Source organism: Pseudomonas sp. PSB11 (assembly GCF_014596605.1).
In the GTDB taxonomy this organism is placed as follows: domain Bacteria; phylum Pseudomonadota; class Gammaproteobacteria; order Pseudomonadales; family Pseudomonadaceae; genus Aquipseudomonas; species Aquipseudomonas umsongensis.
On sequence record NZ_NOIO01000014.1, the window covers coordinates 132,773 to 158,887 of the forward strand.

Consider the following 26,115-nt stretch of genomic DNA (forward strand, 5'->3'; position numbering starts at 1 on the left):
ACGCCGCCCCGTGAGCTCAGTCAACAAGTCGATTTTGTTGGTCGATGACGATCAAGAGATACGCGAGTTGCTGGACACCTACCTGACCCGCGCCGGGTTCCAGGTGCGTACCACGCCCGATGGAGCGGGCTTTCGCCAGGCCCTCAACGAGGCCCCCAGCGACCTGGTGATCCTCGACGTGATGCTGCCGGACGAAGACGGTTTCAGCCTGTGTCGCTGGATTCGCCAGCACCCGCGCCAGTCGCAGGTGCCGATCATCATGCTCACCGCCAGCTCCGATGAGGCCGACCGGGTCATCGGCCTGGAACTGGGCGCCGACGACTACCTTGGCAAACCCTTCAGCCCTCGCGAATTGCAAGCGCGCATCAAGGCGTTGCTGCGCCGGGCGCAGTTCGGTCAGGAGCGCTCCGGCAGCGAAGTGCTGGCCTTCGATGACTGGCGCCTGGACATGGTCAGCCATCGCCTGTTTCACATCGATGGCGAAGAGGTGATTCTGTCCGGTGCCGATTTCGCCCTGTTGAAGCTGTTTCTCGACCACCCGCAGGAAATCCTCGACCGCGACACGATTGGCAACGCCACCCGTGGCCGCGACTTGATGCCTCTGGATCGCATCGTCGACATGGCGGTCAGTCGCTTGCGCCAACGCCTGCGCGATACGGAGAAACCACCGCGACTGATTCGCACCGTACGGGGCAGCGGCTATCAGTTGGCTGCCAGTGTGGTTGCCTCCAATGGTCACTGATTTCTTGCGCAAGCTGGCCGGCCGCGTGCCGGTGCCACGCTCGCTGCTCGGGCGCATGTTGTTGCTTACGCTGCTCGCGGTGTTGTTCGCCCAGGCGTTGTCGAGCGTGATCTGGGTTTCCCAACTGCGTGCGACCCAGCTTGAAGGCCTGGTCACCAGTGCGCGCAGCCTCGCTCACTCGATGAACGCCAGCGTCAGTTACCTGCGCTCGTTGCCGGTGGCGTACCGCCCGTTGGTGCTCGACCAGCTGCGCAGCATGGGCGGCACGCGTTTCGTGGTGACGCTCAATGACAAACCCCTGGGCATGGAAGTGCTGCCGATCACCCCGCGCAAGGAGGCGGTGATCAACGCGGTGGACGAAGTGCTGCGCCAGTCCCTGGGGCAGGACACCGACATCTCGGTGACCTTTGTCAGCCCCGAAGACCTGCGGATCTTCAATGGCGGTCTCAAGCTCGACGAACTGCCGCGTTCCTGGGCGCACTACGCATTGACCCTGGAACCGGTGAACCCGCCGGTGCTGGTCACGCAGATCCAGATGGCGCCGGGGGAATGGCTGTACATCGCCTCGCTGCTGCCCGAACCCTACACCAGCCTCGAAGAGCAGGGTCTGCCGGCGCAGCAAGTGTGGTTCATCGTCCTCACCAGCGGTTTCCTGCTGTTGTTCATCGGCCTGCTGGTGCACTGGCAGAGCAGGCCGCTCAAGCGCCTGGCGCGGGCGGCGCGCGACCTGTCGCTGGGCGCCGACGTCGAGCCGGTGGCCGAAGGTGGCGGCAGTGAAGTGGTCGAGGTCGGCCGCGCCTTCAACACCATGCGCGAACGGATCAGCCGTTACCTGACCGAACGCAGCCAGTTGTTCAGTGCGATTTCCCACGACCTGCGCACGCCCATCACCCGTTTGCGACTGCGCGTCGAGTTGTTGGAAGACGAAAAGCTGCAAGCCAAGTTCGGTCGCGATCTGGATGAGCTGGAGCTGCTGGTCAAGGGCGCACTGCAGTGTGTGAAAGACACCGACATCCACGAGAACATCGAGCCGGTGGACCTTAATCATGTGCTCGAGTGCCTGGTGGAGCCGTACCTGTCGCCCACCGGTAACGGTCGCGTGACCCAGCAAGGCCGTGCCCTGGCGGCCTATCCGGGCAAACCGCTGGCGCTCAAGCGTTGCATCGGCAACCTGATCGACAACGCCCTGAAGTACGGCCAGAACGCCCACCTGTACATCGACGATGACGACAGCGCCTTCGTCCTGCATGTAGACGATGAAGGACCGGGGGTTCCGGAGCAACGGCTGGAGCAGGTGTTCGAGCCGCACTTTCGCTTGGCTGGTCAGCAGCAGGGGTATGGGTTGGGCTTGGGGATTGCGCGCAACATTGCCCATAGTCATGGCGGTGAAGTGAGTTTGCAAAACCTGCGTGAAGGCGGGTTGCGGGTGACGCTGCAATTGCCGCGTTCCGTCGATTGAAACACGAGACCTGTAGGAGCCGGCTTGCTGGCGATGGCGTCCTTGAAAACGCCATCGCCAGCAAGCCGGCTCCTACAAAGCCAGGTTGCGCCATTGCTGATGAATGTCACAGCTTGGTGACATAACTCGCCCCCTTCGTTACAAGTCCGCCGCCGCCCGTTGTTTAGACTGCCCTGCAGTCATAACAACAAAAAAGGCACCCCATGGACTCCTCTCAACCCGCCTTCAGCAGTTGGCTGAACGCCCCCGCCCACCAGCAATGGCTCGCCGCCGAAGGCTTGCGGCTGCTGGCATTTGCCAAGGCTTCGAAGCTCCCCGAGGGCTTCGGCAACCTGGATGAAAAGGGCCGCTTGCCGGCCGACGCGCAAGCACAAACCATGAACACCGCGCGCATGACCCACAGCTTCGCCATGGCGCACATCCAGGGCCTGCCGGGTTTTGCCGAGCTGGTGGATCACGGCATCCGGGCCCTGCGCGGGCCGTTGCGCGATGCCGTGCACGGCGGCTGGTTCGCAGTGGCCGAACACCGCGACGGCAACACCGGCAAAAATGCCTATCTGCATGCTTTCGTGGCCCTGGCCGCCAGTTCCGCTGTGGTTGCACAACGGCCCGACGCCCAAGCCTTGCTCGATGACGCGGTCGACATCATCGACACGTACTTCTGGAGTGAGGAGGAGGGCGCCATGCGCGAATCCTTCAATCGCGACTTCAGCTGCGAGGAAGCCTATCGCGGCGCCAACAGCAACATGCACGCCACCGAAGCCTTCCTCGCCCTGGCCGATGTCAGCGACGACAAGCGCTGGTTGTGCCGCGCCCAGCGCATCGTCGAGCGGGTGATTCATGGCCGCGCCGCCGCCAACGGCTTTCTGGTGATCGAACATTTCGACCGCGACTGGCTGCCCCTGCGCGAGTACAACCGCGACAACCCGGCCGACGGTTTCCGCCCCTACGGCACCACGCCAGGCCACGGTTTCGAATGGGCCCGATTGCTCTTGCATCTGGAAGCCGCGCGGGTGCGCGCCGGCATGCTCACGCCGGGCTGGTTGCTCACCGACGCGCAAAAACTCTTTGAACAGAACTGTCTACACGGCTGGGAGATCGATGGCGCACCGGGCATGGTCTACACCCTCGACTGGGACAACAAGGCGGTGGTTCGCCATCGCCTGCACTGGACCCATTGCGAAGCCAGCGCCGCTGCCAGTGCCTTGCTCAAGCGCACGGGCGATGAGCAGTACGAACGCTGGTACCGACTGTTCTGGGAATTTTGTGAATGTCATTTCATCGACCATGAATGCGGCAGCTGGCACCACGAACTCGACCCATTGAACCGCCCCAGCGGCGATATCTGGGCGGGCAAACCCGATCTCTATCATGCCTGGCAAGCGGTGCTGATCCCGCGCCTGCCGCTCGCGCCGAGCATGGCCAGTGCGCTGGCGGCGTTGCCCCAGAGCGATTCCATGTAACCATGCGGTGACATTCGCGCGTCCCTTCGTTACCTGCGAAGGGACATCCCCTGTTTAAAATCCTCTGCAGCGCAAGCACCAGACTTGCATGCATAACAACAAGAAAGGTACTTATCGATGAATGCGATTTCTCGCCTCGCTACTGTCATTTCTCTCGTCTCCCTGTCTGCGCTCCCTCTCAGTGTGCTTGCCGCCGAATCCAAGGGTTCCGTGGAAGTCGTTCACTGGTGGACGTCGGGTGGTGAAAAAGCAGCGGTCGATGTCCTCAAGGCTCAAGTCGAAAAAGATGGCTTCACCTGGAAGGATGGCGCAGTCGCCGGTGGTGGCGGTTCCACGGCCATGACCGTGCTCAAGAGCCGCGCTGTAGCGGGTAACCCGCCGGGCGTTGCCCAGATCAAGGGGCCGGACATCCAGGAGTGGGGCAGCACTGGCCTGCTCAGTACCGAAACGTTGAAAGACGTCGCCAAGTCGGAAAACTGGGACAGCCTGCTGCCTGTGAAAGTCTCCGACACCGTGAAATACGAAGGCGATTACGTCGCCGTGCCGGTGAACATCCACCGCGTCAACTGGCTGTGGATCAACCCGCAAGTGTTCAAGAAAGCCGGGATCGACAAAGCGCCAACCACCCTCGAAGAATTCTATGCCGCTGGCGACAAGCTCAAGGCCGCCGGCTTCATCGCGCTTGCCCACGGTGGCCAGCCTTGGCAGGACAGCACCGTGTTTGAAGACGTGGTGCTCTCGGTCATGGGCGCCGACGGTTACAAGAAAGCCCTGGTAGACCTGGATCAGAAAACCCTCTCGGGCGCCGAGATGACCAAGGCCTTCACCGAGCTGAAAAAAATCACCACCTACATGGACCCGAACCGCGCCGGTCGTGACTGGAACATCGCCGCCGCCGACGTGATCAATGGCAAGGCCGGCATGCAGATGATGGGCGACTGGGCCAAGAGCGAATGGACCGCGGCGAAGAAAGTCGCGGGCGAGGACTACCAGTGCGTGGCCTTCCCGGGCACTGAAAAAGCCTTCACCTACAACATCGACTCGATGGCGGTGTTCAAGTTGAAAGCTGATCGCAAGGGTGATATCGCCGCGCAGCAAGACCTGGCCAAGGTCGCCCTGGGTAAAGATTTCCAGAAAGTCTTCAGCACCAACAAGGGCTCGATCCCGGTGCGCACCGACATGTTGAACGACATGGCTGGCCAGGGCTTCGATTCCTGCGCCCAAGCGGCGGCCAAGGACTTCCTGGCGGACGAGAAAAACGGCGGCCTGCAACCGAGCATGGCGCACAACATGGCCACCTCCCTGGCCGTTCAAGGCGCGATCTTCGACGTGGTCACCAACTTCATGAACGACAAGGACGCCGACCCGGCCAAGGCCAGCGCCCAACTGGCGTCGGCCGTCAAAGCCGCCCAGTAATCCCTGACACAGCCTGACCCCAATGTGGGAGCGGGCTTGCTCGCGAATGCGGACTGACATTCACCATTGATGTCGACTGACACACCGCTTTCGCGAGCAAGCCCGCTCCCACAGGGGATCGGCGTGTCGATTCATTTCTCTAACCTGGATTATCCCGATGAGCTCTGTGGCGGTTTTCAGCAAAGCCTCACCGTTCGATGCGCTGCAACGCTGGTTACCCAAGTTGGTACTCGCGCCGAGCATGCTGATCGTGTTGGTTGGCTTCTACGGTTACATCATCTGGACATTCATACTGTCCTTTACCAACTCCAGCTTCATGCCGACCTACAAGTGGGTCGGCCTGCAGCAATACATGCGCCTGATGGACAACGACCGCTGGTGGGTCGCGAGCAAGAACCTGGCGCTGTTCGGCGGCATGTTCATCGGCATCAGCCTGGTGCTGGGCGTGTTCCTTGCCGTGCTGCTGGACCAGCGCATCCGCAAGGAAGGCTTCATCCGCACCGTGTACCTGTACCCGATGGCGCTGTCGATGATCGTCACCGGTACCGCGTGGAAATGGCTGCTCAACCCAGGGCTCGGCCTGGACAAGATGCTGCGTGACTGGGGCTGGGAAGGCTTTCGCCTGGACTGGCTGGTGGATCAGGATCGCGTGGTCTACTGCCTGGTGATCGCCGCCGTGTGGCAAGCCTCTGGCTTCGTGATGGCGATGTTTCTGGCCGGCCTGCGCGGTGTCGATCAGTCGATCATCCGTGCCGCGCAAGTCGACGGTGCGAGCCTGCCGACCATCTACCTGAAGATCGTGCTGCCGAGCCTGCGCCCGGTGTTCTTCAGCGCCTTCATGATCCTTGCGCACATCGCGATCAAGAGCTTCGACCTGGTGGCGGCGATGACGGCGGGTGGCCCCGGCTACTCCTCCGACTTGCCAGCGATGTTCATGTATTCCTTTACCTTCAGCCGTGGCCAGATGGGCATCGGTTCGGCCAGCGCCATGCTGATGCTCGGCGCCGTGCTGACCATCCTCGTGCCGTACCTGTACTCCGAGCTGCGAGGCAAACGCCATGACTAATTCACTCGCAAAGCCCTCGCTGAGCTTCAGCCGCATCGCGATCTACGCCACGCTGCTGCTGGCGGCGGCGGTCTACCTGATCCCGCTGGTGGTGATGCTGCTGACCAGCTTCAAGACCCCGGAAGACATCCGCACCGGCAACCTGTTGAGCTGGCCGACCGTGATCGACGGTATCGGCTGGATCAAGGCCTGGGACGTGGTCGGCGGCTACTTCTGGAACTCGGTGAAAATCACCGTGCCGGCGGTACTGATCTCGACCTTTATCGGCGCCATGAACGGCTACGTACTGTCGATGTGGCGCTTCCGTGGTTCGCAATTGTTCTTCGGCCTGTTGCTGTTCGGCTGCTTCCTGCCGTTCCAGACCGTGCTGCTGCCGGCGTCGTTCACCCTCGGCAAGTTCGGCCTGGCGAACACCACGACGGGGCTGGTGCTGGTGCACGTGGTCTACGGCCTGGCGTTCACCACGCTGTTCTTCCGCAACTACTACGTGAGCATTCCGGATGCGCTGGTCAAGGCCGCGCGGCTCGATGGCGCGGGCTTCTTCACGATCTTCTGGAAGATCCTGCTGCCGATGTCGATCCCGATCGTGATGGTCTGCCTGATCTGGCAGTTCACCCAGATCTGGAATGACTTCCTGTTCGGCGTGGTCTTCGCCAGTGGCGATGCCCAGCCAATTACCGTGGCCCTGAACAACCTGGTCAACACCAGCACCGGGGCCAAGGAATACAACGTTGATATGGCCGCCGCGATGATCGCCGGGCTGCCGACACTGCTGGTCTACATATTCGCTGGCAAGTATTTCCTGCGTGGGCTGACGTCCGGCGCGGTCAAGGGGTAGAACATGGCAACTCTCGAATTACGCAACGTCAACAAGACCTACGGCGCCGGTTTGCCGGACACCCTGAAGAACATCGAACTGAAAATCGATGACGGGGAATTCCTGATCCTGGTCGGCCCGTCCGGCTGCGGAAAATCCACCTTGATGAACTGCATCGCCGGCCTGGAAACCATCAGCGGCGGTGCGATCCTGGTGGACGACGCCGACATCAGTGGCATGAGCCCGAAAGATCGCGACATCGCCATGGTGTTCCAGTCTTACGCGCTGTACCCGACCATGAGCGTGCGCGACAACATCGCCTTCGGCCTGAAGATTCGCAAAATGCCGACCGCCGACATCGACGAAGAAGTCGCCCGGGTTTCCAAGCTGTTGCAGATCGAACACTTGCTCAGCCGCAAGCCTGGCCAGCTCTCCGGCGGCCAGCAACAGCGGGTGGCGATGGGGCGCGCCCTGGCGCGGCGGCCGAAGATCTATCTGTTCGACGAGCCACTGTCCAACCTCGACGCCAAGCTGCGGGTCGAGATGCGCACCGAAATGAAACTGATGCACCAGCGCCTGAAAACCACCACGGTGTACGTGACCCACGACCAGATCGAAGCCATGACCCTGGGTGACAAGGTGGCGGTGATGAAGGACGGGATCATCCAGCAGTTCGGCACGCCGAAGGACATCTACAACAACCCGGCCAACCTGTTCGTGGCGAGCTTCATCGGCTCGCCGCCAATGAACTTCATTCCCCTGCGCCTGCAACGCAAGGACGGGCGTCTGCTGGCGTTGCTCGACAGCGGCCAGGCCCGATGCGAGTTGCCGCTGGGCATGCAGGACGCCGGTCTCGAAGACCGCGAAGTCATCCTCGGCATGCGCCCGGAGCAAATCATCCTGGCTAATGGCGAAGCCAACGGTTTGCCGACCATTCGCGCCGAGGTCCAGGTCACCGAACCGACCGGCCCCGACACCCTGGTGTTCGTCAATCTCAACGACACCAAGGTCTGCTGTCGTCTGGCGCCCGACGTCGCACCGGCCGTGGGCGAGACCCTGACCCTGCAATTCGATCCGGCCAAAGTGCTGCTATTCGATGCCAAGACTGGCGAGCGCCTGGGGGCTGCCGGTCAAGCACACGCCGAACACCGGCCTGCCAACGTGACCCAGTTCAAGGGTAGGTAGAGATCAACAACTGTGGGAGCGAGCCTGCTCGCGAAAGCGGTCTATCAGTCGACATTTGCGTTGAATGACACACCGCCTTCGCGAGCAGGCTCGCTCCCACATGGGGGCTCCGTGATGGGCGGCCTGTCGCCTGCCACAACCGATGGAACCGCGTTAGAAAAACAAAAGTTAATAACAATAAGACGAGGAAGTAGGGATGAAGAAGAACAACAGCGCTCAGCTTATCTGCCAGTTATCGGCCGTTGCAGCCATGATGCTGGCCGGCAGCGTTCACGCGGCTGAAGCGTTCAGCGCCGATTCCGAATGGATGACCGGCGATTGGGGGGGCGAGCGGACCAGGCTGATCGAGCAGGGCATCGACATCAAGATGGACTACGTCGGTGAGGTGGGCGGCAACCTCCACGGCGGGTTCAACGATGACAAGACCGCCCGCTACAGCGACCAGTTTGGCCTGGGCGCGGCGTTGGACCTGGAGAAACTGTTCGGCTGGGACAACACCCAGGCCAAGATCCAGCTCACCAACCGTAACGGTGAAAACATCTCCAATGACCGTGTCGGCGACCCGCGTGCCGGCACCTTGAGTTCCTCGCAGGAAGTCTACGGTCGTGGTCATATGGTTCGGCTGACCCAACTGTGGATCAAGCACCAGTTCCTCGACAATAAACTCGACATCAAGGCCGGTTACTTCGGTGAGGGTGAAGACTTCAACACCTTCCCGTGCGAATTCCAGAACCTGGCGTTCTGCGGCTCCCAGGTGGGCAACTGGGCCACCAACATCTGGTACAACTGGCCGGTCAGCCAAGCCGCTATCCGCCTGAAGTGGAACATCTCGCCTGAGTTCTATGCGCAGATCGGCGCCTACAACCAGAACCCGTCGCAACTGGAGCACGGCAATGGCTTCAAGCTAAGCGGCAGTGGGACCGAGGGCACCGTCCTGCCGGTCGAACTGGTGTGGTTGCCTAACCCTGGCAACCTGCCGGGCGAATACCGTGTCGGTTACTACAAGAGCACGGCCAGCGCCGATGACGTTCTTGAAGACGACAACGGCAATAACGCGGCGACCAGCGGCAACGCCTATCGCAGCCACAGCAGCAAGCATGGCTACTGGTTCGTTGCACAACAGCAACTCACCAGCCATAACGGTGACGCGACCCGCGGTCTGAACATTGCCGCCAACGCCACTTTCCACGACAAGGACACCAACATCGTCGACAACTACCAGTCGCTGATGTTGGTGTACAAGGGGCCGTTCGATGCGCGCCCCAAAGATGACCTGGGCATCGGTTTCGCCCGTATCCATGTCAACGATGACGTGAAGAAAAACGCCGAATTGGTCAACGCCTCCAATGGCGTCAGCGACTACAACGATCCACTGTTCTCGCCGCTGCGCGACACCGAATACAACTACGAACTCAACTACGGCTTCCACGTGACCAACTGGCTGACCGTGCGTCCGAACCTGCAATACATCACTCACCCAGGTGGCGTCGATGAAGTTGATAACGCTTTGGTCGCCGGCCTGAAAATTCAGTCGGTGTTCTAACGCGACTGCGATAAGCTCTTCTCCATGTGCGCATTTTGCGGACGGCTATGGCTGTCCGCTTTTTTTTGCGGGTCGCGCACCCCGGTAACAGATGATTTTCAGGACCGTGGCACATGCTTGAGCATCCGCTACAACGTTTCTTCAAATCCCTGCGTGAACGGCCGGTGTTTGCATGGGAGCGCTATCAGAAGCGCGACGTGTTGGTGATCGATCATCCGCTGTGTCAGGCGGTGTTCAGTCGTCAGGGTGCGCAGTTGCTGCACTTTCAGCCCAAGGGCCAGAAGCCCTGGCTGTGGTGCGCGGCGAAGTGGCCGCAGGTCGGGGCCATTCGTGGTGGCGTGCCGGTGTGCTGGCCATGGTATGGCCGACATCCAAGTGAAAACGCCTGGCCATCCCATGGTTGGGCGCGGTTGCTTGACTGGAAACTGATCGACAGCAGTAGCGATGACGATGGCGTGCGCCTGCATTGGCAGCTTGAGCTGTGCGACTGGCAGGTGGACCTGCACGCGCACCTCGGTGAGCGCATGGACTTACGTCTGAGCACTGAGCATCAGGACGACATGCCGTGCCAATTGAGCCAGGCTTTGCACGCTTACTGGCGTATTGGCGATGTCAGTGAGATAGCGCTGTCTGGGCTGGAGGGTGCGCAGGGCTATGACCAGTTGAACCGCCAGGTTTGCCAGCAGGAAGGCGAGTTGCGCGTCGATGGAGGTTGTCAGCGGGTGTTCCAGCATGACGGTGAGCTGCAGCTCAACGACCATGCCTGGGAGCGGGCGTTGTGCATCGATACGGGCGCCAGCGCCGACACCGTGGTCTGGCACCCGGGCTCGCGGCCGTTGTTGGGGGTGAGTTGGAATGAGATATCTGAATTCGTTTGCGTAGAGGCGGCGAGTGGCGGCACTGACAGCCTGTGCCTGAAGCCTGGGGAGCGGGCGCACTTGAGTTTGCAGGCCAGGGTAGGGGCGTGATTTTGCGGTGTTGCGGCTGGCCCCTTCGCGAGCAGGCTCGCTCCCACATTCGACCGCATTCCAACTGAAGGAACCGGGTCAACTGTGGGAGCGGGCTTGCTCGCGAAGGGGCCCTGACAGGCAATGAAAATGCTGGCTTAGTTGAATTCATCTCCAACCGGATACCGGCTGGCATTCAAGCTCTCCTTGATCTTGCGCAAATGCGGCTGGAAATCCACCCCTCGGCGCAAGGTCATGCCGGTGGCGAGCACGTCCAGCACGGTGAGCTGGATGATCCGCGAAGTCATCGGCATATAGATGTCGGTGTCTTCCGGCAATGGAATATTCAGGCTCAAGGTACTGGCCTTGGCCAGGGGCGAGTTCTCGGCGGTCAGGCCAAGCACCGAAGCGCCGTTCTCCCGGGCGATGCGTGCCACTTCCACCAGTTCGCGGGTGCGGCCGGTGTAGGAAATGATCACGAACAACTCGCCGGTGTGCGCCACCGAAGCAATCATGCGCTGCATCAGCACGTCGGCATGGGCGGTCACGGCCAGGTTGAAACGGAAGAACTTGTGCTGTGCATCCAGTGCCACAGGGGCTGAAGCGCCCAGGCCGAAGAAGTGAATCTGTCGGGCCTGGATCAACAGGTCAACGGCGCGGCTGATCAGATTCGGGTCCAGCGCCTGGCAAGCGCTGTCCAGTGACGCGATGGCGCTACCGAAGATTTTTTGCGTATAGGCTTCGGGGTTGTCGTCGGCCTCCACCGCACGGCTGACGTAGGCCGCGCCACTCGCCAGGCTCTGGGCCAACTGCAACTTCAGCTCGGGGTAACCGCTGACGCCGAACGAACGGCAGAAACGGTTTACCGTCGGCTCACTGACCGAGGCGGCCTGGGCGAGGGCGGCGATGCTGAATCGGGTGGCCTGCTGTGGATTGAGCAGGATCACCTCGGCCACTTTGCGTTCGGCCTTGTTCAGCTCTTCAAGGCGATTCTGGATCTGCTCCAGTAAATTTCGCACGCGGTCCATATGAGTTTCCTTGATTCACCTGCGCCAATAAGCGCGCGGCTAATGCAAAAAGGGCCTTTGGTGAGGCCCGTAACGGTGGCCTATCCTACTGATGGCTCCGACCGACCACCACTCGGAATCTGTATTTTGCGAAAATGTTGTGGTTATTACTACATTTTCCCTTGAGTGATGCCTTGAAAAAAGGTATTTGTAGCTTAACTTGATAAAAGAACAAACATCATGCCTTCGATTACGGTTGAACCGTGCACCTTTGCCTTGTTCGGCGCTTTGGGCGATCTGGCCTTGCGCAAGCTGTTTCCTGCCCTGTATCAACTCGATGGCGCAGGCCTCCTGCACGAGGACACGCGCATCATCGCGCTGGCCCGCGAGCCGGGTAGCGCGCAGGAGCACCTGGCGTTCATTACCTCCGAGCTGCGCCGCTACGTCGGTGCCAAGGAGCTGGACGAAGCCGTGGTCGAGCGTTTCCTCGCGCGCCTGAGCTACCTGCACGTCGACTTCCTCAAGCCTGAAGATTACATCGCCCTGGCTGAAGTGGCCGGCAGTGCGCAACGGGTCATCGCCTATTTCGCCACGCCAGCAGCAGTCTACGGCGCGATCTGCGAGAACCTGGCCAAGGTCGGCCTGGCTGAAAACACCCGCGTGGTACTGGAAAAGCCCATCGGTTCGGACCTGGAATCCTCGCGCAAGGTCAATGACGCCGTGGCGCAGTTCTTCCCGGAGAACCGCACTTATCGCATCGACCACTACCTGGGCAAGGAAACCGTACAGAACCTGATCGCCTTGCGCTTTGCCAACAGCCTGTTCGAGACCCAGTGGAACCAGAACTACATCTCCCACGTGGAAATCACCGTGGCCGAGAAGGTCGGCATCGAAGGCCGCTGGGGCTACTTCGACAAGGCCGGCCAGCTGCGGGACATGATCCAGAACCACCTGCTGCAACTGCTCTGCCTGATCGCCATGGACCCGCCGGCCGACCTGTCCGCCGACAGCATCCGCGACGAGAAAGTCAAAGTGCTCAAGGCGCTGGCGCCGATCAGCCCGGAAGGCCTGACCACCCAGGTGGTGCGTGGCCAGTACATCGCCGGGTACAGCGAAGGCAAACCGGTGCCCGGTTACCTGGAAGAACCCAATTCCAACACCCAGAGCGACACCGAGACCTTCGTCGCCCTGCGTGCCGATATTCGCAACTGGCGCTGGGCCGGCGTGCCGTTTTACCTGCGCACTGGCAAGCGCATGCCGCAGAAGCTGTCGCAGATCGTTATCCACTTCAAGGAACCGTCGCACTACATTTTTGCTCCCGAGCAGCGCCTGCAGATCAGCAACAAGCTGATTATCCGCCTGCAACCGGACGAAGGCATTTCCTTGCGTGTGATGACCAAGGAACAAGGCCTGGACAAGGGCATGCAGCTGCGCAGCGGTCCGTTGCAGCTGAATTTTTCCGACACCTGGCGCAGCGCACGGATCCCCGATGCCTACGAGCGGTTGTTGCTGGAAGTGATGCGCGGCAATCAGAACCTGTTTGTCCGTAAAGATGAAATCGAAGCCGCGTGGAAGTGGTGTGACCAGTTGATCGCCGGGTGGAAAAAATCCGGTGATGCGCCCAAGCCGTATGCGGCTGGGTCCTGGGGACCGATGAGTTCCATTGCTCTGATCACGCGGGACGGGAGGTCGTGGTATGGCGATATCTGATTTGAAACTGCCCCAGGGTGTTCACGCACATGCGTTCAAAAGCCCGGTGCTATTGGCTGAAAGTCTTGCGCTGAACGTGGCCAAGCAACTGAGCGATGCCATTGAGGCCCAAGGCACGGCGACCCTGGTGGTCTCCGGTGGCCGCAGCCCGGTGGCGTTCTTCCAGCACCTGGCCAAGCAGGCGCTGGACTGGTCGAGCGTGGTGGTCAGCCTTGCCGACGAGCGTTGGGTGCCGGTCGAGCATGCCGACAGCAATGCCGGCCTGCTGAAAAAATACCTGTTGCAGGGACCTGCGGCCAAGGCGCAGTTTCTGAGCCTGTACAGCGCCAGCGCCAACCTGGAGCAGGCCGCCGAGCAGGCCGATCGTTTGCTGTCCGAACTGCCGGTGATCGACGTGCTGGTGCTGGGCATGGGCGATGACGGTCACACTGCCTCGCTGTTCCCCAACAGCCCGAACCTGGACGAAGCCTTGAAGGCGGATGGCATTCGTCGATGCTGGCCGATGCTCGCACCGACCGTGCCGCATCAACGCCTGACCATGAGCCGTGCGCTGTTGGCCTCGGCCAGACACAAGATTCTGTCGATTTCGGGTCAGTCCAAGCTGACCACCCTGAGTTTCGCGCTGGCCGGTGACGATGTCGCCGAAATGCCGGTGCGCGCCTTTCTGCAACCCACGTTAGAGATTTACTGGTGCCCATGAGCCAAGGAACAGCCGCTATGACAAACCCATCCCCGACCGTTTCCATGGCGGATAAAGTTGCCCTGATCGACAGCCTCTGCGCCAAGGCGCGGATCCTGCCGGTGATTACCATTGCCCGCGAGCAGGACATCCTGCCGTTGGCCGACGCCCTCGCCGCCGGTGGCCTGACCGCCCTGGAAGTGACCTTGCGTTCGCAGTTCGGCCTCAAGGCCATCCAGGTCCTGCGAGAGCAGCGTCCGGAGCTGGTAACCGGTGCTGGCACCGTACTCGATCGGCACATGCTGGCTGCGGCCGAAGCGGCGGGTTCGCAATTCATTGTCACGCCAGGCATTACCCGCGATTTGCTGGAAGCCAGCGTTGCCAGCCCGATTCCGCTGTTGCCGGGCATCAGCAACGCCTCGGGCATCATGGAGGGCTACGGCCTGGGCTATCGCCGCTTCAAACTGTTCCCGGCAGAAGTCAGTGGTGGCGTCGCCGCCATCAAGGCACTGGGCGGTCCGTTCGGCGAAGTTAAATTCTGCCCGACCGGCGGCGTGGGGCCTGCCAATATCAAGAGCTACATGGCATTGAAAAACGTCATGTGCGTGGGCGGTAGCTGGATGCTGGATCCGGAGTGGATCAAGAACGGCGACTGGGCCCGCATTCAGGAATGCACCGCCGAGGCCTTGGCGCTGCTGGACTGATCAGCTTTACCTGACACGTAGTTGTGTGTTTTACGGCTTTACGGTGCGCTTGGTCGGTGCACCGTTTTTTTTTGCCTGTGTGTAGGAGCGAGCATGCTCGCGATGGTCGTCAACGATAACGCGGGGAGCCTGACACCCATGGCGTTCTCGAGTCCATCGCGAGCATGCTCGCTCCTACAACACAGGAAGCAGGCGTTAGTGCAGTTCGGTCAACGCCGTGGTCAACAGCATCATGTCAGCCGCGGTGGTGGTCAGTCCCGGCGTGATGCGGATACACGGACCACAGGCCGCACCGCTGCGGACCACGGTGAACAGGTTGTATTCGCGCAGCAAGCGTTCGACCATTGGCTGTTGGTCGGCATGCGCGACAAAGCGCATCGACGTGATGCCGCAATACAGCCTTGGGTCATCCGGCGTCATGACTTCAATGCCCGACAGCTCGCGTGCTGGCTTTACCCAAAGGTTGCGCAAATAGTTCAGCCGCGTCCCCTTGGCTGCCGAACCGCCCATCGCATGATGTTCCTCGATGACCAGCGGCAGGGTCAGCAAGGCAGGAATGTTCGGTGTGCTATAGGGCGTGCGGGCGCGGATGTCGGTCACCGGGAAATGAATCTCGCCCATGTCAGGGTCGATGTCGGCCAGGCGCTCTGGGGCGATGAAGATGAAACCCAGGGTCAGCGGCGCTCCGATCCACTTGTGCAGGTTGTAGGCGGCGAAGTCGATACCCAGCTCATTGAGATCGAATTCGAACTGGCCCAACGCGTGGGCGCCGTCGAGAATCACGTCGATGCCATGTTCCCTGGCGGCGGCTGCAATCGCCTGGACCGGCATCACCAGGCCCGTGCGGTGGGTGACGTGGGTCAGGGCCATCAGCTTGAGTCGCGGGTAACGCGTGAAGGCTTCGCGGTAGGTGTTCAGCAGGCTGTCGAAACTGGCGGGATGCGGGTGCTCGATCTCGATCACTTCGACGCCGCGATTGCGCGCCAGCCAACGCATGGCGCCCTTGACCGTGTCGTACTCTAGGTCGCTGAACAACACCTGGTCGCCCGGCTGCAAGCGGTTGTAGTTGCGGATCAACGCTTGCAGTCCGTCCGTCGCGTTGCGGGTGAGGGCGACGCTCTCTGCGGCAACGCCAATCAAGCCGGCCACCTGCGAACTGATCTTCTGGCTCTGGCCTTGTTCGAAACGCTGGCGCACATAAACCGAGTTGCTGCGGTTGATCAGCTCGATGTTGCGTTGGTATTCCTCGACCACCGTGCGCGACATTCGCCCGAAGTAACCGTTTTCCAGATTGATCGGGCCAGGTTGGACTTCGTAGCGGTCGGCAAAGGTTCGCCAGAAAGCTTCATCACGGGCGCGGCGGGTATTGTCGGGCATGGATTACTCGATGAGTGGGCGATTTCAATGACGGGGTGCGGGTTTGCCATGTTTGGCGCGCAAGGGTTCGAGCAACTCGGACAAGCCGTTGTGATCGATTTCCTGCATCAGGGCCAGCAAGCCCCCCAGTTCGCCATGGGGGAAACCTTCCCGGGCGAACCAGTTGAGGTAGGGGCCGGGCAGGTCGGCGATGATTCGGCCCTTGTATTTGCCAAAGGGCATTTGGCGAGTAATCAGCAATTCGAGCTTTTCAGGATTCATCAATCGGTCGCCTTGAATCAATCAGTCTGGAAAATACAGGCATTCTGCATGCAGGCCAAATGACAGATCATGCAAATAAAACGGGTACAGATTTTCTGTTTTATCCTAACTTATTGAAAAATAACAAATTAACGATCGGTTCCAGGCTGGCATGACCAGTGCAATACCTATTGCATCTTTCATCAACCCGCAAGGAATTGAAAAATGACCGACATGAATAAAGAAGCGATTTCTGTACTCAACGACCTGATTGAAACCAGCAAGGACGGTCAGGAAGGGTTCAAGACTTGCGCTGAAGACATCAAGCACCCTGAGCTCAAAACCCTGTTCGTGCAACGTTCGGCCGACTGTGCCGCGGCGGCTGCAGAACTGCAAAGCGCCGTGCGCTCCCTGGGTGGCGATCCGGAAACTTCCACCAGTGTCAGCGGTGATCTGCACCGTCGCTGGGTCGACGTGAAGTCGATGTTCACCGGCAAGGACGAAGAGGCCGTGCTCAATGAAGCCGAGCGTGGTGAAGACCATGCACTGAAGGCCTACAGGGACGCCATGGAAAAAATCAACAAACACAACCTGGTGGGCATTCGCGACCTCGTAGAGCGTCAGTACCACGGCGTACAACGCAATCACGATCAGGTGAAAGCCCTGCGCAACCAGGCTCGCGCACGCTCGTAAGCGTCCGTTAGCTGTCAAAAACGCCAGCCAGTCTGGCGTTTTTTTGTATCCCGTCATTAACACCGCAATAACCCTTGTAGGCGCTGCCGAAGGCTGCGATCTTTTGGCGTCCGTGAAGTCGCTGAAGATCAAAAGATCGCAGCCTTCGGCAGCTCCTACAGCGTCCGTATTTTTCGAGGGGCCGTGGGAGAAGCGACTATCGTTAAATCGTGCTCCCAAGAGTCCACTCCGTGCCTATCACTTTGCAGGCCCTGTTCCTGCCCGACCGCCGCGCCGTGCAATTTGCGATCAAGACCCTTATCGGCGGGGGCGTGGCGCTGTGGCTGGCGTTGCGCTGGGGTCTTGAGCAACCGGCCTGGGCGTTGATGACGGCCTTCATCGTGGCCCAGCCGTTGTCGGGTATGGTGCTGCAAAAGGGCCTGGCGCGGCTGCTGGGGACCTTGGTCGGGACAATCATGTCGGTCGTGTTCATGGGGGTCTTCGCCCAGACGCCCTGGTTGTTCCTGCTGGCCCTGGCGTTGTGGCTAGGGCTGTGTACCGCCAGTTCAACGCTGTTGCGCAGCGCTTGGTCCTATTCATTTGTGTTGGCCGGCTACACGGTGGCGATCATTGCCTTGCCCGCTATCAATCATCCGCTGACGGTGTTCGATCAGGCGGTGGCGCGCTGCACGGAAATCTGCCTGGGTATTATCTGCGCCACGGCCAGCAGTGCCTTGCTCTGGCCGCTGCGGGTCGAACGGCAATTGGCCGATCAGGCCCGGGCTGCCTGGCAAAGCGGTTTTAATGCGGCGCAGGCGACGCTGGCCGGTGACGCCCAGGCGCGCAAGGGTCTGCTGGAAATCCTCGGACGAATCGTTGCGGTGGACGCCCAGCGCGAACATGCCTGGTTTGAAGGCAGCCGTGGTCGACAACGTGCGCGGGCCATCAGTGGCTTGAGCCAGAAACTGTTGATGCTGCTGCGTATTGCCCGTTCGGTGCGCAGGCAGTGGAAGCAGTTGGCGTTACCAGAGTCCGAGCAGTTGTTGCCCTGGATTAACGAGGTTCAGGAGGCGCTGAACAACGCCGATACCGCGACCCTGCAAGCATTGCGCCCGCGCTTGCTCGATGCTTCCCATGATTCGGGCATCAGTTCTGCGCAGAGTTACTGCCTGGTCCGTTTCACCTTGTTGATAGATACCGCCATGGCGGCAAACGCGGCGTTGAAAGTGGTGGAGCAGGGCGGCCAATCACTCGACCCGCCGAGAACCCTGACACCACACCGCGATCTGTCTCTGGCCCTGGTCTTCGGTGCCCGCAGCGCACTGGCCTTCCTGGTGGTGTCGTGCTTTTGGCTGGCAACCGCCTGGCCCGCCGCAGCCGGTGCACTGGTATTGACCTGTGTGGTCTGCAGCCTGTTTGCCAGTCGCGAGAACGGTGCGCAGATCGGCATGAGTTTCATGCGCGGCATTTTTCTGGCTATTCCGGCGGCGTTTATCGTCGGGCAAATTCTACTGCCGCAATGGAGCAGTTTCGCGATGCTCTGCCTGGGCATGGGTGTACCGCTGTTTTTGGGTGCCCTGGGCATGGCCAAGGCGCAGATCGGCGCTACCGCCACCTCGTTTTGCCTGCATTTCATCGTATTGGTCGCCCCGTTGAACCAGATGCAGTTCGACGTCGCAACCTTCTTCAACAGCGCGCAGGCCATGGTGATTGGTGTCGGTGCGGCGGTGCTGGCGTTCCAGTTGCTGATCCTGCGCAACCCGACCTGGCATGGCCGACGCCTGCTGGCGGCAACCCTGGATGATCTGGTACGCCTGACACGGCGTAACCTGGCCGGCGCTGAAAGCTGGTTCGGTGGACGCATGGCCGACCGTTTGCTGCAATTGGCGCGGCACTATCCGGAACTGCCGGAGCCAGCGCGCAGTCGTTGGGACGATGGCTTGCTGGGCCTGGACATCGGCGATGAATTGTTGCACCTGCGCTTGAGCCTGGCGGTGGCGCAGGTGCCGGTCACAGAGCCGCAGCGGCGATATCTCGATGACCTGGAAAATGTGCTGCGCCAAGGCCCCGCTGGCAGTCGCGCCGAGGCATTGGCCGAACCGAGTGCAGCGTTGCTGCAAACCTTGTACGCCTTGCCACCCGGCGATGCGGTGAAACTGGCCCAGGGTGCGGTGCTGCAATTGCAAAACAGCTGGCGCGCCTGGTGCCGCCAGCAGGAGGACATTGATGGGCTTGCGTGAGTGGTCAGTGGGTGGCGTGCTGCTCAGCCCGTTCCTGATTTATGTGGTGCTGGCGCTGCTGGTGACCGGCGCCTTGCGCCTGCTGTTGCGCCTGACGCCGGTGAGTCGCTGGATATGGCATGAAGCGTTATTTGATTGCGCCTTGTACGTCTGCGTATTGACCGTGATCACCGTCGTCCTCGGACCTTTGTAAGGAGTTGAATATGCGTACTTCTGTACGTGTCGCGGTCACCCTGTGCCTGGTGGCGGTGGCAATTTTTGCCGGTTTTCATTTGTGGCAGTACTACATGCTGACACCCTGGACCCGCGACGCGCGCATCCGTGCCGACGTGGTGGTGATTTCCCCGGATGTGTCAGGTTGGGTGCGCGAGCTCAAAGCCTACGACAACCAGCAGGTCAAGGCCGGCGACTTGTTGCTGAGCATTGACCGCGACCGTTTCGAAGCTGCGTTGGAAAAGGCAGAAGCCGTGGTGCAGACCCGCCAGCAACAACTCAATCTACGCGAGCGCGAAGCCAGCCGGCGCGCCAGTCTTGGGCCGCAGGCGATCAGTGCGGAGCTGCGGGAAAACGCGCAGATCAACGCCGGCATCGCCCGTGGCGAACTGCGCGAAGCCCAGGCCGAAGCCAAGGCTGCGCAAATCAATCTGGACCGCAGCCAGGTTCACGCCCCGCGCAACGGGCACATCACCAACCTGCGCCTGGCCCAAGGCAACTATGTGAATGCCGGGCAATCGGTAATGGCCCTTATCGATGACTCGACCTTTTATGTGCAGGCGTATTTCGAAGAAACCAAACTGCCGCGCATCCATGTCGGCGACCCGGTGAAAGTCTGGTTGATGAGTGCCGGGGATGCCTTGCAGGGGCGGGTGGAAAGCATCAGCCGGGGGATTGCCGACCGCAATACCACGCCGGATGGCCAGTTGTTGGCAGAGGTGGAGCCGACATTCAACTGGGTTCGGCTGGCGCAACGGATACCGGTGCGGATCAAGTTGGAGAACGTGCCCGAGGGGCTCAACTTGAGTGCGGGGATGACGGCGAGCGTGCAGGTGCAGGAGGGGGAGCGCTGATCGTCGTGGCGAGGGGATAAATCCCCTCGCCACGGAGAAACCTGTCTAAGGGTCTCAGATCAGCCAATGCTGATCGGCGGCAACTCGGTCAAGGTCACCGACTGTTGCTTGCGCGGCGCGAGGATCTGCGCCTCGCCATCCACCACCAGCTCATCGCGCTGGTTGAACACGCGAGTGGCAATGCGCACGCGAAACTTCGGCAGTTTCTCGAGGATTTCCAGGCGCACCGTCAGGGTGTCGCCAATCTTCACCGGCTTCTGAAAGCTCATCTGCTGGCCGATGTAGATGGTGCCGGGCCCAGGCAGCTCGCAGGCCACCGCGGCACTGATCAGCGCGCCGCTGAACATGCCGTGGGCGATTCGTTCCTTGAACATGGTACTGGCGGCGTATTCGGCGTCCAGGTGCACCGGGTTGTGGTCGCCGGACATCGCGGCGAACAGCTGGATATCACGCTCTTCAACGGTTTTGCTGAAGCTGGCGGTCTGGCCGACTTCGAGGTCTTCGTAAGGGGTGTTGGTAACCTGGGTCATGTCTCTCGATTCCTGTGACGAATTAAAAAATTCACAAAAAACTATTCGGTTCGGTGTGGTCGTGGACTGCTCAACGCCTGGTTGATCCAGGCCAACACGTCGCTCGTCACTTCATCACGGTTGATGTCATTGAACAGTTCGTGCCGTGCCTGCGGATAAACGGTCAGTTGCAAGTTCTGGCTGCCAGCCTCGCGCAGCGCGTTGGCCAGATCCTTCAGACGCTTGCCCTCACTCACCGGATCACATTCGCCGCCGATCACCAGCAACGGCAGGCCCGGATCGATCTGGGCGAGATTGGACGCTTTGCTGATTTGCTGCAACCCGCCGAGCAAGTCGATCCAAAGCTGGTTGGTACAACGAAAGCCGCACAGCGGATCGTTGGCGTACAGGTCGACTTCCACCGGGTCACGGCTGAGCCAGTCGAAGCGGGTGCGCGCCGGTTTGAATTTTTTGTTGAACGAGCCAAACGACAGCCATTCGATCAGGGCGCTACGGCCCTTGGGGCCCTGGCGCAGGCGTTCGACACGGGCGATTTGACGGGCTGCACGATAAAGCGCCACCGGCTGGAAGTTCGAACCGCTGAGAATGGCCCCGTGCAGGCTGGCACTGTGATGCAGCAGATAGGCCTGGGCGATGTAGCTGCCCATGCTGTGCCCAAGCAGCACGATAGGCACCCCGGGATGTTGCTGGCCGATGTGCTGGTTGAGGCACGCCAGGTCGCCCACCACTTTGGCCCAGCCGTCACTGTCGGCGAAATGACCGAGCGTCCCGTTTTCGGCAGTTTTGCCATGTCCACGCAGGTCCGGCGCGTAGACACCGTAGCCCTGCTCGCAGAATTTTTCCGCCAGGCGCGCGTAGCGGCCGCTGTGTTCTGCCATGCCGTGAGCCAGCAAAATTACGGCCTTGAGCTCGCCAGCAGGTAGCCACTGGTTGGCGAAGAGGCGGTTGCGGTCACTGGTGGTCAGCCAGAACGTGTCGTGGATCATGGCGATTCCTTTCCATGCAGGGTGCGCGAGGTGGTTGCATTGTATAGCGCATAAAGCCGCTGGCATCAGCCCACGCCACGGCGGGAAGATTCACACGATCAATGACGCCTTGGCCCATATTTGCCTGATTCACCATAGCTGCTAGTGTCCGTGAAGCTCCGCGTTCTGTTGTGCGAAAAGACAGAGCAGCGGCCCCGGATAGGTTCAGGTAAAGAGGACAAGAACAATGCAACCTGATTTCTGGAATGACAAACGCCCGGCCGGCGTACCCCTGGACATTGATGTCGCTGAATACAAGTCGGTCATCGAGGTGTTCGAACGTTCCTGCAAGAAGTTCGCGGACCGCCCGGCATTCAGCAACATGGGGGTCACCCTGACCTACGCCGAACTGGAACGCTACAGCGCAGCGTTCGCCGGTTACCTGCAAGCCCACACCGACCTGGTGCCGGGGGATCGCATCGCGGTGCAGATGCCCAACGTCCTGCAATACCCGATCGCCGTATTCGGCGCCTTGCGCGCCGGGCTGATCGTGGTCAACACCAACCCGCTGTACACCGCGCGGGAGATGCGTCATCAGTTCAAGGACTCCGGTGCCCGGGCACTGGTGTACCTGAACATGTTCGGGGCCAAGGTCCAGGAAGTGCTCCCGGACACCGACATCCAGTACCTGATCGAAGCGAAGATGGGCGACCTGATGCCCACCGCCAAGGGCTGGCTGGTCAATACGCTGGTGAGCAAGGTCAAGAAAATGGTCCCGGCGTACGCCTTGCCCCAGGCCATTTCGTTCAAGAGTGCGCTACTCCAGGGGCGCGGCAAGGGTATCAAGGCGCCCAAGGCCGGGCTCAATGACATCGCCGTGCTGCAATACACCGGCGGTACCACCGGCCTGGCCAAGGGGGCGATGCTGACCCACGGTAACCTGGTGGCGAACATGCAGCAGGCGCGGGCCTGCCTCAGCCAGTTCGCGGCCGACGGCCAGGCGCTGCTGCGCGAAGGCCAGGAGGTGATGATTGCACCGCTGCCGCTGTACCATATCTATGCCTTCACGGCCAATTGCATGTGCATGATGGTGACCGGCAACCACAACGTGCTGATCACCAATCCTCGGGACATTGGCGGCTTCATCAAGGAGCTGAAAAACTGGCGGTTCTCGGCATTGCTGGGGCTCAACACGCTGTTCGTTGCGCTGATGGACCACCCGGACTTCAAGACCCTCGACTTCTCCAGCCTGAAACTCACCAACTCCGGCGGCACCGCACTGGTCAAGGCCACGGCCGAGCGCTGGGAACAGTTGACCGGTTGCCGCATCACCGAAGGTTACGGCCTGACCGAAACCTCGCCGGTGGCCTGCACCAACCCGTACGGCGACCAGTCGCGCATCGGCACGGTCGGCCTGCCGGTGCCGGGCACTACCTTGAAAGTGATCAACGACGAAGGTGTCGAGCAGCCATTGGGCGAGCGGGGCGAGTTGTGCATCAAGGGCCCGCAGATCATGAAGGGCTACTGGCAGAAACCCGAAGCGACCAACGAAGTGCTGGATGCCGAGGGCTGGTTCAAATCGGGTGACATCGCCGTGATCGATCCGGACGGCTTCGTGCGCATCGTCGATCGCAAGAAGGACATGATCATTGTCTCGGGTTTCAACGTGTACCCGAACGAAATCGAAGACGTGGTCATGGCTCACCCGAAAGTCGCCAACTGCGCGGTGATCGGTGTGCCGGACGAGCGTTCGGGCGAGGCGGTGAAATTGTTCGTGGTGGCTCGTGAGGCAGGGGTCAGCCTTGAAGAGCTGAAGGCCTACTGCAAGGAAAACTTCACGGCATACAAAGTGCCCAAGCACATCGTCTTGCGTGAATCGTTGCCGATGACGCCGGTGGGCAAGATTCTGCGGCGGGAGTTGCGCGATATCGCGTAGCAGGTCGTAGATCGAGGCGGTCCCAAAAGATCGCAGCCTTCGGCAGCTCCTACAATGGAACGAGATCCCTGTAGGAGCTGTCGAAGGCTGCGATCCTTTGCTTTGATAGCCCGAATTTCGGGGCTTTCAGCGACATATAGGTCTTTTGCTCTAAAATGACCGATTAGCAATCTTGAGTCACAATTGTGACCGTAGAGGCCGCTTTTGGCTCTAGTCGACCCTTTTCAAAGCTGCTACTCTCGGCGCGCTTTGTGACTTCTCGGCCTAGTAAAAGCCAGACTCACCTATAGACAAACACCAATAATAATCGCATCAAATGCGGTGTTGAATTCGCGTTGCTGAGGAGTGGGCTTCCATGATCGAAGACTTTTGGAAGGATAAGTACCCAGCTGGAATTGCTGCCGACATCAATCCAGACGAGTACCCGAATATTCAGGCAGTGTTGAAGCAGTCCTGCCAACGCTTCGCCAACAAACCGGCATTCAGCAACCTGGGCAGGACAATCACCTACGGTGAGCTGTACGAATTGTCCGGTGCCTTTGCCGCTTACCTGCAACAGCATACCGATTTACAGCCGGGCGATCGAATCGCCGTGCAACTGCCTAACGTGTTGCAGTACCCGGTTGCCGTCTTCGGCGCCATCCGTGCCGGCTTGATCGTGGTCAACACCAACCCGCTGTACACCGCGCGGGAGATGGAGCACCAGTTCAACGACTCCGGTGCCAAAGCCCTGGTTTGCCTGGCCAACATGGCGCACCTGGCTGAAACCGTCGTGCCGAAAACCGGGGTCAAGCACGTGATCGTCACCGAAGTGGCAGACCTGCTGCCACCGCTCAAGCGCCTGCTGATCAACAGCGTGATCAAGTACGTGAAGAAGATGGTGCCGGCCTATCACTTGCCCAAAGCCGTCAAGTTCAACGATGTGCTGAGCAAGGGCCATGGCCAGCCCGTGACCGAAGCCAGCCCGGCCAGCAGCGATGTCGCGGTGCTGCAATACACCGGCGGCACCACTGGCGTCGCCAAGGGCGCGATGCTGACCCACCGCAACCTGGTGGCCAACATGCTGCAGTGCAAGGCGCTGATGGGCTCCAACCTTAATGAAGGCTGCGAGATCCTGATCACGCCGCTGCCGCTGTACCACATCTATGCCTTCACCTTTCATTGCATGGCGATGATGCTGATCGGCAACCACAACATCCTGATCAGCAACCCGCGCGACCTGCCGGCGATGGTCAAGGAACTGTCGAAGTGGAAGTTCAGCGGTTTCGTCGGCCTCAACACCTTGTTCGTGGCCCTGTGCAACAACGAAGGCTTCCGCAAGCTGGATTTTTCGGCGCTGAAAGTCACCCTGTCCGGGGGCATGGCCCTGCAACTGGCGGCGGCCGAGCGCTGGAAAGCAGTCACCGGTTGCGCCATCTGCGAAGGTTACGGCATGACCGAAACCAGCCCGGTGGCCACGGTCAACCCGATCCAGAACATCCAGATCGGCACCATTGGCATTCCGGTGCCGTCGACCCTGTGCAAAATCGTCAATGATGCCGGTGTCGAACAGCCATTGGGCGAGATCGGTGAGTTGTGCGTGAAAGGCCCGCAAGTCATGAAGGGCTACTGGCAGCGCCAGGAAGCCACCGATGAAATCCTCGACAGCGAAGGCTGGTTGAAAACCGGCGACATTGCGCTGATCCAGGCGGATGGCTACATGCGCATTGTCGATCGCAAGAAAGACATGATCCTGGTGTCCGGCTTCAACGTGTACCCGAACGAGCTTGAAGACGTGCTCGCGACACTGCCGGGCGTGCTGCAATGCGCGGCCATCGGTGTACCGGACGAGAAGTCGGGCGAGGCGATCAAGATATTCATCGTCGCCAAGCCGGGCGTGACCCTGACCAAGGAGCAGGTGATGGAGCACATGCGCGCCAACGTCACCGGCTACAAGGTTCCAAAAGCGGTGGAGTTCCGCGATGCGCTGCCGACCACCAACGTAGGCAAGATCCTGCGTCGTGAACTGCGTGATGAAGAGTTGAAGAAGATCAACGCGAAGAAAACCGCCGCGTAATCAAACAAAAAGCCCCGCAGATGCGGGGCTTTTTGTTTGGGTGATCGTTCCCACGCTCTGCGTGGGAATGCAGCCCGGGACGCTCCGCGTCCCTTTTTACAGCTGGAACGCGGAGCGTCCCTTGAGGCATTCCCACGCAGAGCGTCACTAGTGTCCGGTAAAAACCAAAGGGGGAGCTTGCTCCCCCTTGCTGTTGGCGGCCGTCAGTCATAATCGGATTTTTCAGACTCGATTTTGGCTCATGTTTACCAGCACCCGTTTAGCCCACCTGCTCAGTGCGATCCCGCGCCAGTT

23 protein-coding genes are annotated in these 26,115 nt (G+C 60.4%); 18 read left to right on the forward strand and 5 right to left on the reverse strand.

Annotation, left to right across the window (positions count from 1 at the left end; all coding sequences use genetic code 11):
- Positions 1 to 10: 10 nt before the first annotated feature.
- From CGA21_RS17460 to CGA21_RS17500, 9 genes are all read left to right on the forward strand, one after another.
- Positions 11 to 742, forward strand: coding sequence for a response regulator (locus tag CGA21_RS17460; protein WP_020797042.1), 732 nt, complete (start codon positions 11 to 13; stop codon positions 740 to 742).
- Entirely contained in the window at positions 732 to 2,201 is a 1,470-nt protein-coding gene (locus CGA21_RS17465; RefSeq protein WP_110748840.1) for an ATP-binding protein, read from the forward strand. The genes CGA21_RS17460 and CGA21_RS17465 overlap by 11 nt, the downstream gene beginning before the upstream one ends.
- Positions 2,202 to 2,404: 203 nt before the next feature.
- Positions 2,405 to 3,664, forward strand: a complete 1,260-nt coding sequence (locus CGA21_RS17470; RefSeq protein WP_188264691.1) for an AGE family epimerase/isomerase — start codon at positions 2,405 to 2,407, stop codon at positions 3,662 to 3,664.
- A gap of 117 nt (positions 3,665 to 3,781) precedes the next feature.
- Positions 3,782 to 5,080 carry an ABC transporter substrate-binding protein gene (locus CGA21_RS17475; RefSeq protein WP_188264692.1) on the forward strand — a complete coding sequence of 433 codons (1,299 nt, stop codon included), beginning with the start codon at positions 3,782 to 3,784 and terminating at the stop codon, positions 5,078 to 5,080.
- A gap of 157 nt (positions 5,081 to 5,237) precedes the next feature.
- Entirely contained in the window at positions 5,238 to 6,146 is a 909-nt protein-coding gene (locus CGA21_RS17480; RefSeq protein ID WP_033041184.1) for a carbohydrate ABC transporter permease, read from the forward strand.
- Positions 6,139 to 6,984 (forward strand): carbohydrate ABC transporter permease, encoded by an 846-nt coding sequence (locus CGA21_RS17485; protein WP_110748846.1) that lies wholly within the window; start codon positions 6,139 to 6,141, stop codon positions 6,982 to 6,984. Before CGA21_RS17480 ends, CGA21_RS17485 begins: the two co-directional genes overlap by 8 nt.
- A 3-nt stretch (positions 6,985 to 6,987) precedes the next feature.
- Entirely contained in the window at positions 6,988 to 8,148 is a 1,161-nt protein-coding gene (locus tag CGA21_RS17490) for an ABC transporter ATP-binding protein (RefSeq protein WP_020797036.1), read from the forward strand.
- 196 nt (positions 8,149 to 8,344) lie between these two features.
- Positions 8,345 to 9,691, forward strand: coding sequence for a carbohydrate porin (locus tag CGA21_RS17495; RefSeq protein WP_188264693.1), 1,347 nt, complete (start codon positions 8,345 to 8,347; stop codon positions 9,689 to 9,691).
- A gap of 113 nt (positions 9,692 to 9,804) precedes the next feature.
- Positions 9,805 to 10,659, forward strand: coding sequence for a D-hexose-6-phosphate mutarotase (locus CGA21_RS17500; RefSeq protein WP_110748852.1), 855 nt, complete (start codon positions 9,805 to 9,807; stop codon positions 10,657 to 10,659).
- A 137-nt stretch (positions 10,660 to 10,796) separates the two neighbouring features.
- Here the strand turns inward: CGA21_RS17500 and CGA21_RS17505 are convergent, their stop codons facing one another.
- Complete coding sequence (locus CGA21_RS17505) at positions 10,797 to 11,657, reverse strand: MurR/RpiR family transcriptional regulator (protein WP_170948639.1); 861 nt, start codon at positions 11,655 to 11,657, stop codon at positions 10,797 to 10,799.
- 228 nt (positions 11,658 to 11,885) lie between these two features.
- Between CGA21_RS17505 and zwf the strand changes: the two genes are divergently transcribed.
- The 3 genes from zwf to CGA21_RS17520 are packed head-to-tail and all read left to right on the forward strand — an operon-like array spanning position 11,886 to position 14,738.
- Positions 11,886 to 13,355, forward strand: coding sequence for a glucose-6-phosphate dehydrogenase (gene zwf, locus CGA21_RS17510; RefSeq protein WP_020797032.1), 1,470 nt, complete (start codon positions 11,886 to 11,888; stop codon positions 13,353 to 13,355).
- Positions 13,342 to 14,055: a 6-phosphogluconolactonase gene (gene pgl, locus CGA21_RS17515; protein ID WP_110748853.1), complete on the forward strand. Its 714-nt coding sequence runs from the start codon at positions 13,342 to 13,344 to the stop codon at positions 14,053 to 14,055. The genes zwf and pgl overlap by 14 nt, the downstream gene beginning before the upstream one ends.
- Positions 14,056 to 14,072: 17 nt before the next feature.
- Positions 14,073 to 14,738, forward strand: a complete 666-nt coding sequence (locus tag CGA21_RS17520; protein ID WP_020797030.1) for a bifunctional 4-hydroxy-2-oxoglutarate aldolase/2-dehydro-3-deoxy-phosphogluconate aldolase — start codon at positions 14,073 to 14,075, stop codon at positions 14,736 to 14,738.
- Positions 14,739 to 14,933: 195 nt separating this feature from the next.
- Here the strand turns inward: CGA21_RS17520 and CGA21_RS17525 are convergent, their stop codons facing one another.
- Together CGA21_RS17525 and CGA21_RS17530 are read right to left on the reverse strand one after the other, a co-directional pair.
- Positions 14,934 to 16,115, reverse strand: coding sequence for an aminotransferase class V-fold PLP-dependent enzyme (locus CGA21_RS17525; RefSeq protein ID WP_188264694.1), 1,182 nt, complete (start codon positions 16,113 to 16,115; stop codon positions 14,934 to 14,936).
- A gap of 24 nt (positions 16,116 to 16,139) precedes the next feature.
- Complete coding sequence (locus CGA21_RS17530) at positions 16,140 to 16,376, reverse strand: DUF3820 family protein (RefSeq protein WP_008056784.1); 237 nt, start codon at positions 16,374 to 16,376, stop codon at positions 16,140 to 16,142.
- Between the two features lie 204 nt (positions 16,377 to 16,580).
- Between CGA21_RS17530 and CGA21_RS17535 the strand changes: the two genes are divergently transcribed.
- From CGA21_RS17535 to CGA21_RS17550, 4 genes are all read left to right on the forward strand, one after another.
- On the forward strand, positions 16,581 to 17,048 hold the full coding sequence (locus CGA21_RS17535) for a ferritin-like domain-containing protein (RefSeq protein ID WP_110748857.1): 468 nt from the start codon (positions 16,581 to 16,583) through the stop codon (positions 17,046 to 17,048).
- Positions 17,049 to 17,278: 230 nt separating this feature from the next.
- Complete coding sequence (locus CGA21_RS17540; protein WP_110748859.1) at positions 17,279 to 19,267, forward strand: FUSC family protein; 1,989 nt, start codon at positions 17,279 to 17,281, stop codon at positions 19,265 to 19,267.
- On the forward strand, positions 19,254 to 19,460 hold the full coding sequence (locus CGA21_RS17545; RefSeq protein WP_020797026.1) for a DUF1656 domain-containing protein: 207 nt from the start codon (positions 19,254 to 19,256) through the stop codon (positions 19,458 to 19,460). Before CGA21_RS17540 ends, CGA21_RS17545 begins: the two co-directional genes overlap by 14 nt.
- Positions 19,461 to 19,470: 10 nt before the next feature.
- Positions 19,471 to 20,334, forward strand: coding sequence for an HlyD family secretion protein (locus CGA21_RS17550; protein ID WP_110748861.1), 864 nt, complete (start codon positions 19,471 to 19,473; stop codon positions 20,332 to 20,334).
- A 59-nt stretch (positions 20,335 to 20,393) separates the two neighbouring features.
- Here the strand turns inward: CGA21_RS17550 and CGA21_RS17555 are convergent, their stop codons facing one another.
- Both CGA21_RS17555 and CGA21_RS17560 read right to left on the reverse strand, forming a co-directional pair.
- A complete protein-coding gene (locus CGA21_RS17555; RefSeq protein WP_008056792.1) occupies positions 20,394 to 20,864 on the reverse strand; it encodes a MaoC family dehydratase in 471 nt (156 codons plus the stop codon).
- A gap of 41 nt (positions 20,865 to 20,905) precedes the next feature.
- Positions 20,906 to 21,850: an alpha/beta hydrolase gene (locus CGA21_RS17560; protein ID WP_188264695.1), complete on the reverse strand. Its 945-nt coding sequence runs from the start codon at positions 21,848 to 21,850 to the stop codon at positions 20,906 to 20,908.
- Positions 21,851 to 22,076: 226 nt separating this feature from the next.
- On the opposite strand from CGA21_RS17560, the gene fadD2 reads away from it, so the two are divergent.
- Complete coding sequence (fadD2, locus tag CGA21_RS17565) at positions 22,077 to 23,765, forward strand: long-chain-fatty-acid--CoA ligase FadD2 (protein WP_188264696.1); 1,689 nt, start codon at positions 22,077 to 22,079, stop codon at positions 23,763 to 23,765.
- A 355-nt stretch (positions 23,766 to 24,120) separates the two neighbouring features.
- Positions 24,121 to 25,821: a long-chain-fatty-acid--CoA ligase FadD1 gene (gene fadD1, locus CGA21_RS17570; protein ID WP_110748867.1), complete on the forward strand. Its 1,701-nt coding sequence runs from the start codon at positions 24,121 to 24,123 to the stop codon at positions 25,819 to 25,821.
- Positions 25,822 to 26,115 lie beyond the last annotated feature (294 nt).

Excerpts from the sequence above, each read along its gene's own strand:
- CGA21_RS17560 (WP_188264695.1), bottom strand. The coding sequence starts at position 21,850 with ATGATCCACGACACGTTCTGGCTGACCACCAGTGACCGCAACCGCCTC.
- CGA21_RS17545 (WP_020797026.1), top strand. The coding sequence starts at position 19,254 with ATGGGCTTGCGTGAGTGGTCAGTGGGTGGCGTGCTGCTCAGCCCGTTC.
- CGA21_RS17520 (WP_020797030.1), top strand. The coding sequence starts at position 14,073 with ATGACAAACCCATCCCCGACCGTTTCCATGGCGGATAAAGTTGCCCTG.
- CGA21_RS17490 (WP_020797036.1), top strand. The coding sequence starts at position 6,988 with ATGGCAACTCTCGAATTACGCAACGTCAACAAGACCTACGGCGCCGGT.
- CGA21_RS17525 (WP_188264694.1), bottom strand. The coding sequence starts at position 16,115 with ATGCCCGACAATACCCGCCGCGCCCGTGATGAAGCTTTCTGGCGAACC.
- CGA21_RS17475 (WP_188264692.1), top strand. The coding sequence starts at position 3,782 with ATGAATGCGATTTCTCGCCTCGCTACTGTCATTTCTCTCGTCTCCCTG.
- CGA21_RS17480 (WP_033041184.1), top strand. The coding sequence starts at position 5,238 with ATGAGCTCTGTGGCGGTTTTCAGCAAAGCCTCACCGTTCGATGCGCTG.
- CGA21_RS17465 (WP_110748840.1), top strand. The coding sequence starts at position 732 with ATGGTCACTGATTTCTTGCGCAAGCTGGCCGGCCGCGTGCCGGTGCCA.
- CGA21_RS17535 (WP_110748857.1), top strand. The coding sequence starts at position 16,581 with ATGACCGACATGAATAAAGAAGCGATTTCTGTACTCAACGACCTGATT.
- CGA21_RS17555 (WP_008056792.1), bottom strand. The coding sequence starts at position 20,864 with ATGACCCAGGTTACCAACACCCCTTACGAAGACCTCGAAGTCGGCCAG.
- CGA21_RS17550 (WP_110748861.1), top strand. The coding sequence starts at position 19,471 with ATGCGTACTTCTGTACGTGTCGCGGTCACCCTGTGCCTGGTGGCGGTG.
- pgl (WP_110748853.1), top strand. The coding sequence starts at position 13,342 with ATGGCGATATCTGATTTGAAACTGCCCCAGGGTGTTCACGCACATGCG.
- fadD1 (WP_110748867.1), top strand. The coding sequence starts at position 24,121 with ATGATCGAAGACTTTTGGAAGGATAAGTACCCAGCTGGAATTGCTGCC.
- CGA21_RS17495 (WP_188264693.1), top strand. The coding sequence starts at position 8,345 with ATGAAGAAGAACAACAGCGCTCAGCTTATCTGCCAGTTATCGGCCGTT.
- CGA21_RS17530 (WP_008056784.1), bottom strand. The coding sequence starts at position 16,376 with ATGAATCCTGAAAAGCTCGAATTGCTGATTACTCGCCAAATGCCCTTT.
- CGA21_RS17485 (WP_110748846.1), top strand. The coding sequence starts at position 6,139 with ATGACTAATTCACTCGCAAAGCCCTCGCTGAGCTTCAGCCGCATCGCG.
- zwf (WP_020797032.1), top strand. The coding sequence starts at position 11,886 with ATGCCTTCGATTACGGTTGAACCGTGCACCTTTGCCTTGTTCGGCGCT.
- CGA21_RS17470 (WP_188264691.1), top strand. The coding sequence starts at position 2,405 with ATGGACTCCTCTCAACCCGCCTTCAGCAGTTGGCTGAACGCCCCCGCC.
- fadD2 (WP_188264696.1), top strand. The coding sequence starts at position 22,077 with ATGCAACCTGATTTCTGGAATGACAAACGCCCGGCCGGCGTACCCCTG.
- CGA21_RS17500 (WP_110748852.1), top strand. The coding sequence starts at position 9,805 with ATGCTTGAGCATCCGCTACAACGTTTCTTCAAATCCCTGCGTGAACGG.